The organism is Hydrogenispora ethanolica, assembly GCF_004340685.1.
GTDB classification, from domain to species: domain Bacteria; phylum Bacillota; class UBA4882; order UBA8346; family UBA8346; genus Hydrogenispora; species Hydrogenispora ethanolica.
Genome location: NZ_SLUN01000004.1, coordinates 28,648 through 45,248, shown reverse-complemented (window position 1 = coordinate 45,248; position 16,601 = coordinate 28,648). Strand labels below are relative to the sequence as shown.

Below are 16,601 nucleotides of genomic sequence, written 5' to 3'. Positions count from 1 at the left end.
TGCTTCATGAAACGGTTATTAAGCCTATTATTACTCCTCTTGATATGTTGGCCCGGGACCGCGATCCAAGCCGAATTTGGTTCGAATGACGCGGCGCTGGTGGCGGAACGGGTGCAATTCCTGACGCCGCGGATTCCCGGTGATCACCCGCGGCTGATGCTCACGCGATCGGAGTTGCCGGAGTTCCGGCGCTTCGTCATGGCGATGCGGCAGCGCCGGGAGTATCCGGCGGTTTTCAAGAATGTGCTGATCCCCCCGTCCGGACTGCCGCTGCCCGATGAGCCGCCCGCGCCGCACGGCAAGGGCTTCGACGGCCGCGAGATCTGGCGGAAGGGCTACCAAACCGCTTTTTACGCCGGAAGCCAGGCCCAACAATACGCCTTCTCCTACCTGCTCAGCGGCGACCCCGTCTACGGCCGGGAGGCCGCCCGCTGGCTGCTCCATCTGGCCGGCTGGGATGTGAACGGCGGGATCAATATCCGGGAGAACGACGAGGCCTTCATCCAGTCGCTCCGGCCGATGCTCTACGCCTACGATTGGGCCCACGACGCCCTGACCCCGCCCGAGCGGCGGGCCATCCTGCAAGCCTTGGACGTTCGCCTGAAGATTCTCTTCCCTCATATCACCCGCAAATTCAGTCTGGACCGGCCGACGCCGCCCGATAATTCCCTGAGCCATCCGCTGCGTTTCATCTCGACCCTGGGCATCGCCGGATTGGTGCTTTATCAGGACCTGCCCGAGGCCCCGACCTATCTGGCCTGGGCCTATGAGTATTATCTGCGCCGCTTCCCGGTCTGGGGCGGCGCCGACGGCGGCTGGTCCGAGGGCTTAAACTATTGGGCCACCGCCACCAATCAGCATTTTCAATTCCTGGACGCGATGCAGGCGCTGAACCTGACGGAGATCCTGCAAAAACCCTTTTTCCGGAACACCGGCTATTTCGCCCTCTACAACCTGGAGCCTTTCCCGGCTTCCTCCTTCGGCGACCTCTGCAACGTTATGGCGCCCAATCCCAATATCGCGCTGATCTTCGAAAAGCTGGCCCTGTTTTATCAGGACCCGTACTTCCTACAGTATTTCCGGACCATCTTCGAACGCTATCCCAGCGGCCGGGATTATTACCAGTTCTCCTACTTCGATACCCTCTTCCAGCTCTACCGCAAGGATCAGAGCCAGCTGGCGCCGCGCAGCCTGGCGGAACTGCCGCGCAGCCGTTTCTTCCGGGATATCGGCTGGGTGGCCATGCATTCGGCTCTCGGCGGCCGGGACGATATCATGCTGGGTTTCAAGAGTAGCCCCTACGGATCGGCCAGCCACAGCTTCTCCGATCAGAACAGCCTGGTGCTGAATGCCTTCGGCGAGCCGCTGGCGATCTCCTCCGGCTACCGGGAATGGTATGACAGCCCCCATCATCTCGGCTGGACCCGCACCACCCGGTCCAAGAACGCCGTCCTCTTCGGCGGGGAGGGCCAGCCGGTCAAAGACGCTTCGGCCACGGGAACGATCCGCCGTTTTTACACCGGGCCCGGCTTCGACTTCGCCAGCGGCGACGCCACGCCGGCTTACCGGAAAGCCGGCGCGCGGCAGGCGCTACGTCACGTGCTCTTCGTGGACCGGCGCTATTTTATCGTCTTTGACGAACTGCAGTCCGGGGCGCCCGTCTCTTATCAATGGTTGCTGCATGCCAAGGAACCCTTCGCCATTGTTCCGGCGCAAGGGACAGCGACCATGGAGCGCCATCAAGCCGGACTGCGGGTCATGTTCCTGGAACCGGAACCGGGCCAGTTGGATTTCAGCCAAACCGACCGTTTCAGCGTACCGGTGGATCCCCACTTTGCCGCCAAGCTGCCTCCGGAATGGCATCTCACGGTCGCGGCCGAGCGACCGCAAACGGCCCGCGACTTTCTGACGCTGCTCCAACCCTACCGGCTGCCCCGGGAAACGGCCCCGGCAGTCCGGGTCGAGCAACGGGACTCTGGCTACCGGTTGATGGTGGCCGATCATTCCCGTCAAGATCAGATCATGCTGACCAAAGAAGGCCGCGCCGAATTCAAAACGGAACGAGGCCGGTTGCACGGCAAAGCCGGGGTGATTACCACCGCCGCCGGCAAGCCGGTCAAGTTCCTGCTGATCGACGGCCGGCTGCTGCAGGGCGCCGGTCTGGAGCTGGAAGCTTCGCGAGCCCTTTCGCTGGAGGGCGCTTTCAGCGCCGCCGGGCTGCGGCTGTCGGCGAGCGTCCCCGGCGTCACGGAACTGCGAATCCGTTTGCCTTTCGTCCCCCAGGCGATCTCCGGGATACCCGGGGCCGATTGGCGGTTTGACCGGGAGACGCAATGCCTGTTTCTGAAATTGACGCGGGATGGAACCATCCAGATTCAGTAAAACTGTTTCCGGAACCGACAGGAAATAGGCAAAGGAGAAGCGAATATCCTTCGCAAGAGATCCAAAGCAAATCCGCGCAAAGGAAGGTCATGCTGATGAGCCAAATTTCAGCCCAACAACTGGCGGCCATGATTGACCATACCATTCTGAAACCCGAGGCCGAGCGGGTTCAGATCATCAATCTCTGTGAAGAAGCCCGCCAGCACCATTTCTGCTCGGTCTGCGTCAACCCGGTCTGGGTCGCCGATGCCGCCGAACTGCTGCAGGATACCTCCGTCAAGGTCTGTACCGTCATCGGCTTCCCGCTGGGCGCCAACACCCCCAAAGTGAAGGCGTTCGAGGCCGCCGCCGCGGTCGCCGAAGGCGCCACCGAAGTCGACATGGTGATCAACGTCGGTGCGCTCAAATCCGGCCTGCTGGGACTGGTCCGGGATGAGATCAAGGCGGTGGTGGATGCCGCGGCCGGACGGGCGCTGGTCAAAGTGATCCTGGAGACCGCGTTGCTCACCGAGACCGAAAAGATCACCGCCTGCCATCTGACTGTGGAAGCGGGCGCTCAATTCGTCAAGACCTCCACCGGTTTCGGTCCCGGCGGCGCCACCGTGGCCGACATCGCCCTGATGCGGCGGGCCGTCGGACCGGATTTCGGCGTGAAAGCCTCGGGCGGGGTCCGCGATCTCCCCACCGCCCTGGCGATGATCGAAGCCGGCGCCAGCCGCATCGGCACCAGCTCGGGAATTAAGCTTATCGCGGGCTTGAATCCCTCGTAACGGGTGCCGCGGTTTAAGCCACGGGATTGCGGCCGGATGAAGGACCTTTAGGTCCGCTCCGGAATGGCGCCGCCATGTCAGGGATGATCTTCCGTCCAACTCGGATCTTCTTCATCCTTGTTAGGATGAAAGCCATCCTTGGAAGGGATGCCGCGATCCTTTCAAGGGATCTTGCGATCCATGTTAGGAATGCTATGATCCGTGTCAAGGATGGTCTTCATCCTTGTAAGGGATCCCCTGATCCTTTCAGAGGATCCCTTGATCCTTTCTTCCCGAAGGGTCATCCTAGCATCCCGGAGGTTCCGGGACAAAGAACCAAACCTTCGGGATGCTTCCTCAAGACGCATACCTGCATCTTCAATGTTCATCCTGGCTTCCCGAAGAACCATCCTTCTTTCCCCGGGTCTTGAGGAAGCGGGACCAAGCCGCAAAGAAGCTTCCCCAAGGCCCGGGGAAGCCGGACCGAACCCCGGACCGCGCAAAAGGCTGCCCCGAAATTACTTTTGGGACAGCCTTTTTGACATTTTAGCCATTTTTCAATACGAGCTTTAGCCAATCTCCCCCAGGAAACGTTGGAGCAGCCCTTCCGCGCGAGCGGCTGACGCTTGATGGTACCGGGCCGAGAACGGGTCGGCAAAGCCGTGCGCTCCCGCGAAGACATGACACTCCACCTTCGGCCGGTGATTCAGGGTCTCCACCAGTTCCGCCACTGTAAAACCCGGCTCGGTCTCGGGGAAAAAGAGCAAAACCGGGCACTCCGGCCGGACTGCCGCAAAGTCGCGGATCCGCGAACCGTAATACCCCACCGCGCCCCGCACGCCAAGCTCGCTGCAGCGCCAGGCCACCGTCGCTCCGGCGCTGAATCCCATCAGGTACAGCGCATCGTACCGGGGCAATTGGTCGAGGATGATCCGGCGCGCCTCCTGATAAGCTTTCTCAAAGCCCACCTCGTTCAGGAAATAGGCGTAAGCCTCGGCCGCCGCCTCATATTCAAAGGGCTCCCGGCCGAGCAGGTTGGGGCAGAGCACTTCGTATCCTTCCCGCCGCAGCCTTTCGGCCCGCCATTCCATGTGGCGGTTGACGCCGTAAATCTCATGCAGCAAAATGATTAATCGTCGCGACGGTTCACCCATCTAATCCCGCTTTCCCTGCTCCTCCCGCAACTCCTGAACCAGCTTGCGGAGTTCCCGGACCTCTTTGACCAGGTCCGGCAGGCGGCTCAAGGACGCCTGGATCCGCATGGTCTTCTGATGCGGCCGGGCCGGATCGCCGGAGACGAAGGAACCCGGCGGCAGATTTCCGATGACTTTGGCGCAGGCCGCGATGACCGAGTCGTGCCCGATCTCCTGATGACCGGTCAAGCCGGCCCGCGCCGCCAGCGTCACCCGGTCGCCCACGATGGAGCTGCCGGCCATGGCCGCCTGGCCGCAGATCATATTGTGCTCGCCGATGGAACTGTTATGGCCGATCATCACCTGATTGTCAATTTTGGTGCCCCGCTTGACCAGGGTCACATGGGTCGTGGCCCGGTCGATGGCGCTATTGGCCCCGATCTCCACCTCATCCTCAATCACCACGATGCCGAGCTGCGGGACTTTATAGTGCCGGCCCTCGACCGTCACATACCCGAAACCGTCCGCTCCGATCACCGTTCCGTCGTGGATCTCGACCCGGTCGCCGATGCGGCATTCCGCGCGGATGACGACGTTGGAATGGATGATGGAGTTCGCGCCGATGGTGACCCGGTCGCCGATGACCGCGCCGGGATGCAGGATCGTTCCCCGGCCGATGCTCACCTCGTTCCCGATATAGACCAACGGGCCCACCTGACAACCGCCGTCGCGGAAGTTCTTTCCGATGACCGCGGTCGGATGGACGCCCGGGACGCAAGTAACTTGCGGCGCGAAATAGGTCAGGATCTGGGCGAAGGCCAGGCGGGGGTTGACGGCCCTGATTCCGGGCTTGGCCAGCTCGGTGACACGCTCCGGAACAATGACCGCCGCCGCCGGCCCCTGCAACGCGGCGGCGATCGCCTGATCGGTGGCGCCGAGGGTGATCACGCCGGGCCGGAGGCCGTCGAGACCGGCCGCGCCCTCGATCGCCGTTCCGCCATCCCCCAATACCGCTCCGCCAACCAAGGCCGCCAACTCCGCCAGTGTGGCCATGCAATCATCTCCTTATCACGATTGAATCCGGTGAGCCAATTCCTTATCGATGGATTGAACCACCGGGGTAGTAAAAAAAGAATTCCCTTTCGGAATCCCGTCGATCGCTCTCATCTATCTCGGATTGTAGATGAATTCTTCCCAAAAAGCAACTCTATTTTGCGCCGAAACCGCTCATTCAACCCCATTCTATATAGGCCATCTAACGAACGAAATTGAGTTCATTTTGCGTAAAATATTTAAAAGCGATCTTGTAAACTCATGCGTAACAAGGTTATACAGAGACGTTTTTAGAATCAAACTGATCCTTGCCGCGCTGATTGTCTAAAAACTGACCTCTCCCCCTGTCCCCTCCCCGGCGGTATTTCATCCGTGAACCGCCGGACTCTATCCTTCCTGGACATGGCCCGGCGAAGTTATTTCTGATGGTAGACTCGACGGGGAGGGGTGGATTGCCACAAATTATTGCGCCCATTTTGGGGTTTTATCTTTGGCCTATTTCCGTTTGATTCACGTAAAAACTTACCTTTTTGCATAAACATTGGCCCTCGTTTCAAGCGATTGACCCCTCCCCGTCGAAATGTCTATCTGAATTCGCTTCGCCGGGGAGGGGATCGGGGAGAGGTCGCTTTTGGACTTGCTTTGTCTCTCTATTGATCTCCAAAAACCTTTTTGGTTCCGGCTTCGCCGGGATAGGATGAAATAAATTTCTTTAATAAGATTTGCATTCCTAATGCAAACGACATTTAACAAAGCCGTTTGCATAGAAGACCGAATGCAAATGGAATCAAAACGGAATTTTATTTCATCCTATTACAGCGGTAATAAGTTGAATTAAATTCCTTAATTTATCCTTCATGGCCGGCTTTAGGGACATGATGCATAATAGAAATTTAATTCAACTTATATAAGCAAATTCAAAAAAAAGTAACCAACCGCAAAAGTTGGTTACAAAAGAAAGGAGGAAAGAAGAAAGTGTTCCGTCATGCCATCTTCATACGATACTGATCATTCCCGGAACCTCAGGTTTCGCAATACACTTCCACCACCGGGCCGGCGCCGGCGGTCAACGGGATCACTTTGCCGTCCACTTCCCGGCCGGCCACGGTCAGTCGATAGTGGCCGCTGCGCCGGTTGGCGATCTGGATCCGGTATGCCACGCCCCGGAATTTCCGGGTGACGGTAACCTCCGCCAGCTCGGCCGGGAGGCAGGGATCGACCACCAGCCCCTCGAAATCGGGCCGGACTCCCAAAATATATTGGGTAATGGCAACGAAATTCCAGGCGGCGGTCCCGGTCAGCCAGGAGTTCTTGGCTTCACCGTGCCGTTTGGCGTCGCTGCCGGTGATCATCTGGGAATAGACATAGGGCTCCATCCGGTGCAGATCGCTGATCTCCTCGCGATAGGCCGGAGCGATCTTCCGGTAATACTCAAAGGCCCGTTCGGCCCGGCCGACCATGGTTTCGGCGATCATCACCCAGGGATTGTTGTGGCAGAAAATGCCGGCATTCTCCTTGTACCCCGGCGGATAGGTCGAGATCTCCCCGAGTTCCAGCCGGTACCCGGAGTAGGCCGGGTTGACCAGGCGCAGGCCATGCGCGGTATCCAAACGCTGCTTCACCGCGTCCAGAGCCTTGAGGGTCAGGCCCTTTTCCTCGCCGATCCGGGCCATGCCGCACATGCCTTGCGGCTCGATGAAGATCTGTCCCTCGTCATTCTCGCGGCTCCCCACTTTCCGGCCGCTGTCGTCATAGGCGCGGAGAAACCACTCGCCGTCGAAGCCGGCATCCAGGACCGCCTGGCGGATGGCGGCGACTTTCTCCAAGACGCTTGCCGCGGCGTCGTCCCGCCCCAGCTTCCGGCAGAGCCTGGCGTATTCCGGGCCGATATGGACCAGCATCCCGGCGACGAAGACCGACTCGGCGGTCTTCCCATCCTTGCTGGTGCAGGTCTGGAAGGACTCATCGGGAGTGGTGGAATAGCAATTCAGATTCAGGCAATCATTCCAGTCCGCCCGCCCGATCAGCGGCAGGCCGTGCGGCCCGCGGTGCTCCCAGACGTGCCGGATCGAACATTCCAAATGCTCAAAGAGGGTCGCGGTCACCGCCGGATCGTTGTTGAACGGCACGACCTCGTCCAGGATGGCGTAATCCCCGCTCTCTTTGAGGTAAGCGATCACCGAATAGAGCAACCAGAGCGGGTCGTCGTTGAAGCCGCTTCCGGCATCGGCATTGCCCCGCTTGGTCAGCGGCTGGTATTGGTGGTACGCGCTGCCGTCGGGGAACTGGGTCGCCGCCAGATCCAGGATGCGGGCCCGGGCGCGCTCCGGCACCATCCCGACGAAACCCAGAATGTCCTGGTTGGAATCGCGAAAGCCGATCCCGCGGCCGATCCCCGATTCAAAATAGGACGCGCTCCGCGAAAGATTGAAAGTGACCATGCACTGATAAGGATTCCAGATATTGACCATCCGGTTCAGCTTGGCGTCGGCGCTGGCCACCGTATAGACGCCCAACAGTCCGGTCCAGTAATCGCGCAAGTCCGCCAAAGCCTGCCCGACCCGGTCCGGGGAAGCATAATCCGCCAAGATCCGGCGGGCTTTGGTTTTATTGATGACGCCCGGCCGCTCCCATTTCTGCTCCGGATCGTTCTCCACGTAGCCGAGGACGAAGATGAGCTCCCGGCTCTCCCCCGGCGCCAGGGTGATCGCCAGGCAATGGGAGGCAATGGGCGACCAGCCGTCGGCCACCGAATTGCGGGACTGGCCGTTTACGACGACCTCGGGATTATGAAAGCCGTTATAAAGCCCGGTAAAGCTATGCCGGTCCGTGTCGAACCCGGCCAGGGGATGGTTCACCCCGTAAAAGGCGAAATGGTTGCGGCGCTCCCGGTACTCGGTCTTGTGATAGATGACGCTGCCGTCCACCTCGACCTCGCCGGTATTAAAATTGCGCTGGAAGTTGGTCATGTCGTCATAGGCGTTCCACAGGCAGAACTCCACCAGCGAAAAGAGCTTGAAGCTCTTGGGCTCCTTGCCCTGATTGGTCAGGGTGACCCGGTGAATCTCGCAATCGTGATCCAAGGGGACGAAGAACAGCGCTTCCACCTTCAGATCGTTTTTGACCCCGGTGATCCGGGTATAGCCCAGGCCATGGCGGCACTCGTACCCGTCCAGCTCGGCCTGGACCGGCTGCCAGGACGGGGACCAAACCGCTCCCCCGTCGTTGATGTAAAAGTAACGTCCCCCGGTATCCACCGGCACTTGATTGTACCGGTAGCGGGTGAGCCGGCGCAAGCGGGCGTCCTTGTAAAAGCAGTAGCCCCCGGCGGTATTGGAGATCAATCCGAAAAAATTCTGCGAACCCAGGTAATTGATCCAGGGGCGCGGCGTGCGCGGCGTGGTAATCACGTACTCCATTTGCGAATCGTCGAAATAACCGAATTTCATCCCATTTCCTCCATTGTCTCAATAATGGACCCGGATCTTCAGCGACGGGCCGGGCTGCAGGCGGTCCAGCGGAATGAAGCGCGGGTCCGTTAGCCGCTCCCCGGCGATGAAAATGCCTCGTTCCGCCACAGGGCCGCGGAAGCCGATCTCCAGATCGCGGCCGCGGAAACGCCGCCGGACGGTGAATTCCGGCCAGTCGTCGGGAACCTGCGGATCGATGATCAAGCCGTCATAATGAGGGCGGATTCCCAGCAAGTATTGGGTTCCTGCCACATAGGCCCAGGTCGCGGTGCCGGTGAGCCAGGAATTGCGGCCCAGCCCGAACTGGGGATGCTCCTTGCCCAGGATATTCTGGCAATAAACGTAGGGCTCCACTTCGTGCCGGTCGGGGATGGCATTCTTGTAGACCGGCAGAATCCGCTGGTAGTCCCGGAACGCTTCGTTCTTCAGGCCCAGCATCAGCTCGGCTATGATGAACCAGGGGTTGGTGTGGACGAAGATGCCGCCGTTCTCCTTGGCGCCGGGCGGATAGGTGCTCACGCCGCCCCGGTCGTCCCGGAACTTCCGGTAGGCCGGATACAGCAGCACCAACCCGAATTCGGTGCCGAGCAGCTCTTTGGCGCGGCTCAGCGCCATTCCGGCCCGCGCCGCGTCGGCCACCCCCGAGAGCACCGCCCAGGCTTGCGGGTTCAGGTAGATCTGTTCCTCTGCGCCGCAACTCTGGGAGCCCACCGGCCCGCCCTGATCATCGAAGGCCTGCCGGTACCACTCGCCGTCCCAACCGGCGTCGTTAATCGCCGCTTTCATTTGGGCCGCCGCCTCGCGCAGCCGGGCGGCCTCGGCCGATTTGCCGAGATGCTCCGCCAGTTCGATGAGAAGGTTCAATTCCCGGTGGTAGAGCATGCCGGTCCAGACCGACTCGGCCCGGCCGTCGCCCCGGTCCAGGTTGAGCGCGTCGTTCCAGTCGGCGAAGCCGTTCAGGGGCAGGCCGTGCTCGCCCCGGTGGCCGGCGGTGAATTCCAGCGCCCGCAGCAGATGCTCCCAGACCGTTCCGGCCCGCTCCGCCCCGGCGTAGCCGATCGGTTCCGCCAGGAAATCCAGGTCGCCGGTCTCCTTGAGATAGGCGACGGTGGCCTCGATCAGCCAGAGGTGATCGTCGGAATACCAGTTATACTTGCCGCCCTCGGCCTCGCCCATGGTGCCCTCGCCGGTCAGCGGATAAAACAGGTGATAAGCGTGGCCGTCGGCGAATTGGCATTGGAAGAGCCGCCGCAACAACTTTTTGGCCTGGTCCGGAAGGGCATGGACCACGCCCAGCAGATCCTGGGCGCAATCCCGGAAACCCATTCCCCGGTCGATGCCCAGCTGATACAGGGAGACAAAGCGCGACCAGTCGAAGGTGGTCTTGCATTGATAAGGGTTCCAGGTATTCAGCATCAGGTTCAATTCGGGAACCGGCGTGACCGCCTGGAACGTCGCCAGGTAATCCCGCCAGGACTCCCGCAACGCGGCGAAATGACGGTCCACCGCTCCCGGTCCGAGCAGCTCCGGCAGCTCCTTGCGGAGCGCCGCCGGGTCGGAGGTGACGCCCAGGACGTAGACCAGCTCCAGCGTAGCGCCGGGCGCCAATTCCAGTTGGTGATGGAGCGCGCCCACGCCGTTGCCGCGCTGGGCGACGCTGCCGCTGCAACGCCCCGCTTCCACGGCGGCCGGATTGGTCAGATCGCGGTAGCGGCCGACGAAACTCTCCCGGCTGGTATCAAAGGAGCTGGCCGGGAGGCTGGCGGTCATGAAGACATCGTCCCATTTCCGCATGAAAGCGTTCCAAAAGATGATATTGTCCTCAAAGACGCCGCGCTGGATCTGCTGGACCCAGTCCACATTCTGCTGATCCTTGGCGGCATCGAAGAAACAGAACTCGGCATAGCTGAAGCTGGAGATCCTGCGGGTCCGCTGGGAGTGGTTGCGGAGCTTCAGCCACCAAAATTCCAGCTTTTTGCCCAGGGGCACGAAATAAGTTAGTTCGCTCCCGATCTCGGCGTGCCGCTGGGAGATGACGGTATAGCCCAAACCGTGCCGGCATTGATAATGATCGAAGCCGGCCTTCACCGGTTGCCAGGTAGCCGACCAGAAGGCGCCGCTCTCGTCGTCCCGCAGATAGATGTAACGGCCCGGCTGGTCCTCGGGGATCGCATTGTAACGGTAACGCAACACCCTTTTGTAACGCGGATCGCGGTCAAAACTGTAGCCGCCGCCGTTGTTGGAGACGATGCCGCCGTACTCCCCGCCGCCGAGATAATTGATCCAGGGCGTGGGGGTCTGCGGCCGGGTGATGACATATTCCCGCTCTTCGGGGTCGAAGTAGCCGTATTTTCCTTCTTCCAGCATGACGATGCTCCTTTGCGTCGGATCCGGGCGCGAACCGCGGCAAATGCCACAGGTCAGGCCCGGTCGCGGGTCGGTCCGTTGGTGGACTGGCGGACCACCAGCTCGCTCTGGAGATAGCGGCCGGGAATCTCCCGGGCGGCCTCATCCTCCATCCGCAGGCATTCCAGTAAGATGCCCGCTCCCAGCGAGCCCAGTTCGTACAGTTTGGAATGAATCGCGCTCAGCCCCGGTTCCAGGCTTTGGGTCAGCGGCAGGTCGTCGCCGCCCAAGACATCGATGTCTTTTCCCGGAACCAGCCCCCGCTCCCGTAGCGCGCGCAACACGCCCCAGGCCATCGGATCGCTGGCGCAAAAGATCGCCGTGGGCGCGGGCTGTTTCGCCAGCAGCCGCTCCACCGCGTAATAACCGCATTCGACCGAATAATCCCCGGGCAGCACTCCCTGGGCGGGAAACTCCAGTCCCGCCTCTTGGTAGGCCCGGATGCAACCGCTGATCATGCTCTCCTTGTCCGGTTCCAGAAACTGCGGCGCCTCGCCCAGGAAAGCGATCTCGCGGTGGCCGAGGTTCAACAGGAACCGGGTCCCCAGATAGCCGCCGCTGGGCGCTTCCACCTCCACGAAGTTATACTTCTGTTCCGGATAACATTTCCCCAATGAAACATATTTCAGCCCCTTGGCCTCGAACTCCCGGGCCAGCGGCTCGACTCCGGCCATGGCGTAGAGGATCAGCCCGTCGACGTTCTTGTGTTTCAAAAGGCTATCCACTTCGCGCAGGGCATCCCGGCCCGACTTGGGCACCGAGAGGATCAAATTGTAATCGCTCGCCGCCAGCACGTCGTTGGCTCCCTTGATCTGCTCCAGCTGGGCGGGGTCGCGGAAGACAAAGTCCGAGCCGTAGGGAATGACATAGCCGATATTAAAGGTCTTTTGCTGTTTCAGGCTCTTGGCGACCGCATTGGGATGGTAATCCAGCGCCCGGATGGCATCCAGCACCCGCTGCCGGGTCTCCTCCTTCACCGTCGCGCAATGGTTGATCACCCGGGAGACCGTCTTCGGGGATACCCCGGCCCGCGCCGCCACATCATAAATGGTCGCCATCGCTTTGCCTCCTGAAATCGTGATGTCATCGATGTCATTTATTATAACATACCTTTCAAAATCCGTTCAACGGAACTTTACCCCGAATTTACATTTCATCCCCTTCCAGCGAATCAAAAGGTGCCCGGATCTCCTTTTTTCTCCCTCGTTTAGAAGCGTTGTGATAAACCCCGTCCGAAAGGTCGGGGTATTCACAAAAGCTCAGAAAAGCAAGTGATAAAGTCGATTTTTTCCGAATTTGAGGACTTTATCACATGGCTTTTAGAAAAATGCTCCTTTCCAACTGGCGGGAGATCCAGCCGCGCTTCCTCCGCCGCCGCGGCACTCCGGGAACTATTTTCGCCAGGCTGGAATGAACCGGCCCCGCTCCGGGCCAAAGCAACCCGGGCCGGGATGCCTCCCGCCCGGAGGCTGGGATCTCATGCCCCGGTCGCGGCGGCAGCCGCCCGGAGCACGAGCATCTCGGTCCTGGGCCGCGCTCGCCCAGACAGGGGCGGGAGCCGACATGACGGAGGCAACCGTCGCCCGGGAGCGGGCGGCCTAGGCCGGGAATTTCCAAGAGTCTTTTAAGCGGGTGCGGAGAACGTTGAAGGACGGCCTGATGGCCGTCCTTTCACAAAAATCCTGTTCGATGGTTGAATGGGTAAAAAGGCCGTTCCGCCGGTCCCGGGGCGGAGCCGCCAGTGCCGCCGCGGCGGCTCGGGGCGAGACTCCCCGGCTCAGCGGGTAATGGTCACTTTGGACAACCGGCGCGGTTTATCGGGGTCATACCCCTTGACCAGGGAGAGCTTGCAGGCGAACATCTGGGCCACCATCATGTTGAAGAAGGGCGAGATCACATCGTTGCCGGTATCGGGGATGGTGAAGGCGCTCTGGCCCATCGCCAGGAGGTCCGGGCTGTTGGAGACGATGATCAGCTCCACCTGGCTCTGGGTGAGTTTGGCGATGATCTCGCGCATATCGGCCTGACTCGGCCCCTGGGGCGCAAAGATCAGGATCGGGATGGCGCTCTCCACCATGGCGATGGGTCCATGCTGAAAGTCGGAGGTGGCAAAGGCTTTGGCCCGGACGTAGGAAGTCTCCTGAATCTTGAGCGCCGCCTCCAGCGAGATGGCGTAGTTGATGCCCCGGGCCAGTACAAAACATTCGTCCATGAAGCGGTACCGTTCGGCCTTGGCCGCGATCACCTCGGCCTCGTCGCGGAGCGGCAGCAGCTTTTGAGGGACGGAAGCCAGTTCCCCGGCCATCGCCGGATCGCCGGACCAGGCCGCCGCCAGCTGCGCCAGGGCCATCATCTCGGCGCTGAAAGTCTTGGTGGCGGCGACACTCTTCTCCAGCCCGGCATGGCAGTCCAGATGAAACTGGCCGGCCCGGGCCAGCGGAGAGGCGGGGTCGTTGGTGATGGCCACGGTCACTGCGCCGCTGCGCTTGCCGGTGTTGATCACCTCAATCACGTCGGCGGCCTTTCCCGATTGGGAGATGCCGATGACCAGGCAGTTTTTCAGCTTCAGATCCTGGGAGTACATCGTGACGATGGACGGCGCGGCCAGCGCCACCGGGATCCCCAGGGTATACTCGAAGATATATTTGCCGTAGACCGCGGCGTGATCCGAAGTCCCCCGGGCGGCGATGTAGATCAGATCGATCTCGCGGGCCTTGATCGCCTTGACGACCTCCCCGATGACGCCGCTATTTAGAGTGATGCAACTCTCCAGCACGGCCGGCTGCTCCCAGATCTCTTCCCACATTTGAACCATGATGAATCCTCCGTTTCATTTCGCCTGACGATGCCTTCCCGCCCGGGGCGCCGGATGGCGGAAGCCGCCACCGGATGCGCCGGGATGACGATCAGGCATGAATATCGTTTCGGTATAGAGGTATATACCACTTTGTTGCTTTCATGGTATCACTGCCGTCTCCTAAAATCAAGAGCAGGCTTGTTAAAATTTCCGGGAGCTGCCGTGCGAAGCGTCGGAGCGGCTGTGGCCGCCGCTCCGGCCCGCAGGCTGGTAACGACCGGGACGGCGCGGGCGCTATCCGGAACCGCCTTTAGCGGTTCTCTTTGACATGAATGCGGACGCTGTACCGGTATTGGGTGGCCGAATAGACCGAATTTTCATAGAAGAGTTTCTGGCCGGAGACGGAGAAGTAGAGTCCGCTGATGCGGAGCAGCGGCTCGCCCGGGCCGAGGTGCAACACTGCTTTTTCCTCCTTGCCGGGACGGCCGGCCTCGATCGAGTTGTCAATGAAATGGATGACATAGGAATACTCGTCCTTGATCAGCTGATACAGCGAGGCGGTCAGGTCGTGCCGGTCCAGCTCCGGGAATAAGCGTTCCGGCAGAAAAACCTGCTCGATGGCGATGGGGGTCTGATCCGCCAACCGCAACCGTTTCAGATTGAAGACCGCTGCCGCGCCATCCAGTTCGAGCGCTGCGGCGACTTCGGGCGGAGCGATCTCCCTGCCGAAATGGAGCACCCGGGTGGCGGGAGTCCGGCCGCTCTGGCGCACGAAATCGGAGAAACTCATGACGTTGCGCTGCTCCATTTTGGCCTTGGAAACAAAAGTGCCCCGGCCTTTCTCGCGGTACAGGACGCCCTCGTTCACCAATTGGTTGATGGCCTGGCGGACCGTCATCCGGCTGATGTTCAGCTTCTCGCTCAACTCCCGTTCCGACGGGATCGGCCGGCCGCCGTCGAACTGGCCGCTATGGATCTGTTCCAGCAGGCTCTTCTTCAATTGATAGTATACCGGAATATGACTCTGTTTGTTGATAAACATCCGTTCACCTCAAAAATCCGGAATATCGGAGCGTCGTGAATATTATACCATCGAAACGGCCGGCGGTATATCCGCTTTGTATCGGCAGTCCTCGGAGCGAGGCGGCCCTGCGACACCGCCCCGGATCAAGAAGACGCCGCATGCGAGCGGCGTCTCATCCATTGCCTGGCCGGGTCAAAAACCCCCATGCCAAAATCCGTTTCAATTTTCCGGTTGCAACCTGTATTCCTTGCCTTACTCCAGAATGTACACTTTCACTTTTTTGCGGCCGAACATGACCGCCTCGCGGTAGGTCTCGAAACAGAGATCGATCCGGTTCCCCTTGATGGCCGCGCCGATGTCGGCCGCTTCCGCTTTGCCGTAACCCTCGATATACAGCTTGGTTCCGAGCGGAATCACCCGCCGGTCCACGGCGACCAGGCCGAAACCGGCCCGCTTGCCGGTGTAGGTCCGGGCGGCGGCGGCATATTTCCCGGTGCTCTCGGGCCCCGGATAATACGCGGTGGCTTCCATCTTCCGCAATTCGATGTAGCGGTAAGTACCCCGGGAGGTCACGAGGGTCTGAACCAACGGCTTGACGCCCACGGCGATGATCCCGTTGAGCGCCGGTTTGATGACCTTATCCATCAGTTTAATCTGACGGACCGGCCGGCCGTCCTCGTAGACCACCTTGACCTGCCGTTCCATGATTCCCGGCTGGGCTTTGCGGATCACCTTTTCGACCCCGCGCTCCAGGGCGCGGTCTTTCCGGTACTCGGTGGCCGGATTGATCACCAGCCGCCGGTTCTCGACCTTGGTGGTAATCTGGACGACCTGAATCTTCTGGTTCGGCTGGACCAGCTCGTCGACACCCGGAACGATCCGGTCGTCGGCGTCATAAGTAATGTTCGCCCTGGCCAGTACCTCGCGGACCGGCCGGCTAATCGTAAAAACCTGGGTTGTTTTCCCGGCGGCACTGACCGTGACCGGGAAGGAACGGGTCACCTGAATCGCCAGATTCTCAGTGACCGGACTCTCCAAAGCGGGCTTGATCTCGTCTCCCTCTTTCAGGCTGACGTTTTTTTCCCGAAGCACCTGGCCCACGGTGGAGCTGACGGTCAGCCATTGATAGCGGTGGCCGTCGACCTCCAGGGTGACCCGGTCAAGCGCTACCCAATAAGCCAAAAGCCCGATACATGAGATGATCAGGATACAAGCGGAGATGATCAGGGTATACTTGGTTTTTTTGTTTCCCCATTGTTCGCTGCTTATCTGCATGCCATCCCACCTTTGCTAAAAAATTACCGGTGCATTCTCATCCCGATGCTGAATTCACCGGCGTCATCCCGGACCGTATCTCAAGAGTTGACCGGGGCCGAAGGCCGCTACGGCCGGGTATGAAACGAGTATCTTAAAAAAATTCGCCATTGAACCGCCAATTCCTGCCGGTCGCGGGAATTGCCTCCTTCTTAACAAACCGTTATTCCGAAACAACCGGCTTCCAGACCTGGAAATACGCTGAAACCAGCTGAAAAAATTTTTTCATCATCCGGTCAGACGGACGAGCTGTCGTGAATGTTCAAGATCGGG

11 protein-coding genes are annotated in these 16,601 nt (G+C 60.3%); 3 read left to right on the top strand and 8 right to left on the bottom strand.

Features of this window, described 5'->3' with window-relative positions; translation table 11 throughout:
* The first annotated feature begins 6 nt into the window (after positions 1 to 6).
* Together EDC14_RS04645 and deoC are read left to right on the top strand one after the other, a co-directional pair.
* A complete protein-coding gene (locus EDC14_RS04645; RefSeq protein ID WP_132013066.1) occupies positions 7 to 2,382 on the top strand; it encodes a DUF4962 domain-containing protein in 2,376 nt (791 codons plus the stop codon).
* A gap of 95 nt (positions 2,383 to 2,477) precedes the next feature.
* Entirely contained in the window at positions 2,478 to 3,152 is a 675-nt protein-coding gene (deoC, locus tag EDC14_RS04640; protein ID WP_132013064.1) for a deoxyribose-phosphate aldolase, read from the top strand.
* A gap of 548 nt (positions 3,153 to 3,700) precedes the next feature.
* Here the strand turns inward: deoC and EDC14_RS04635 are convergent.
* The 5 genes from EDC14_RS04635 to EDC14_RS04615 form a co-directional block, all read right to left on the bottom strand.
* Entirely contained in the window at positions 3,701 to 4,285 is a 585-nt protein-coding gene (locus tag EDC14_RS04635; protein WP_132013061.1) for a dienelactone hydrolase family protein, read from the bottom strand.
* Complete coding sequence (gene lpxD / locus EDC14_RS04630) at positions 4,286 to 5,317, bottom strand: UDP-3-O-(3-hydroxymyristoyl)glucosamine N-acyltransferase (RefSeq protein ID WP_132013059.1); 1,032 nt, start codon at positions 5,315 to 5,317, stop codon at positions 4,286 to 4,288.
* 1,022 nt (positions 5,318 to 6,339) lie between these two features.
* Positions 6,340 to 8,766 carry a glycoside hydrolase family 94 protein gene (locus tag EDC14_RS04625; protein WP_132013058.1) on the bottom strand — a complete coding sequence of 809 codons (2,427 nt, stop codon included), beginning with the start codon at positions 8,764 to 8,766 and terminating at the stop codon, positions 6,340 to 6,342.
* A gap of 18 nt (positions 8,767 to 8,784) precedes the next feature.
* The gene (locus EDC14_RS04620) at positions 8,785 to 11,154 is read right to left on the bottom strand and encodes a glycoside hydrolase family 94 protein (RefSeq protein WP_132013057.1); all 2,370 of its coding nucleotides are present in this window, start codon (positions 11,152 to 11,154) and stop codon (positions 8,785 to 8,787) included.
* 53 nt (positions 11,155 to 11,207) lie between these two features.
* Positions 11,208 to 12,251, bottom strand: a complete 1,044-nt coding sequence (locus EDC14_RS04615) for a LacI family DNA-binding transcriptional regulator (RefSeq protein ID WP_132013055.1) — start codon at positions 12,249 to 12,251, stop codon at positions 11,208 to 11,210.
* 574 nt (positions 12,252 to 12,825) lie between these two features.
* On the opposite strand from EDC14_RS04615, the gene EDC14_RS26610 reads away from it, so the two are divergent.
* Entirely contained in the window at positions 12,826 to 12,981 is a 156-nt protein-coding gene (locus tag EDC14_RS26610) for a hypothetical protein (RefSeq protein ID WP_165907792.1), read from the top strand.
* Here the strand turns inward: EDC14_RS26610 and EDC14_RS04610 are convergent.
* The 3 genes from EDC14_RS04610 to EDC14_RS04600 all read right to left on the bottom strand — a co-directional run bounded on the left by EDC14_RS04610 (position 12,971) and on the right by EDC14_RS04600 (position 16,289).
* Complete coding sequence (locus EDC14_RS04610) at positions 12,971 to 14,008, bottom strand: SIS domain-containing protein (protein WP_132013054.1); 1,038 nt, start codon at positions 14,006 to 14,008, stop codon at positions 12,971 to 12,973. The genes EDC14_RS26610 and EDC14_RS04610 overlap by 11 nt on opposite strands.
* Positions 14,009 to 14,300: 292 nt before the next feature.
* On the bottom strand, positions 14,301 to 15,032 hold the full coding sequence (locus EDC14_RS04605; protein WP_132013053.1) for a GntR family transcriptional regulator: 732 nt from the start codon (positions 15,030 to 15,032) through the stop codon (positions 14,301 to 14,303).
* 234 nt (positions 15,033 to 15,266) lie between these two features.
* A complete protein-coding gene (locus EDC14_RS04600) occupies positions 15,267 to 16,289 on the bottom strand; it encodes a 3D domain-containing protein (RefSeq protein WP_132013052.1) in 1,023 nt (340 codons plus the stop codon).
* Positions 16,290 to 16,601: the final 312 nt, after the last annotated feature.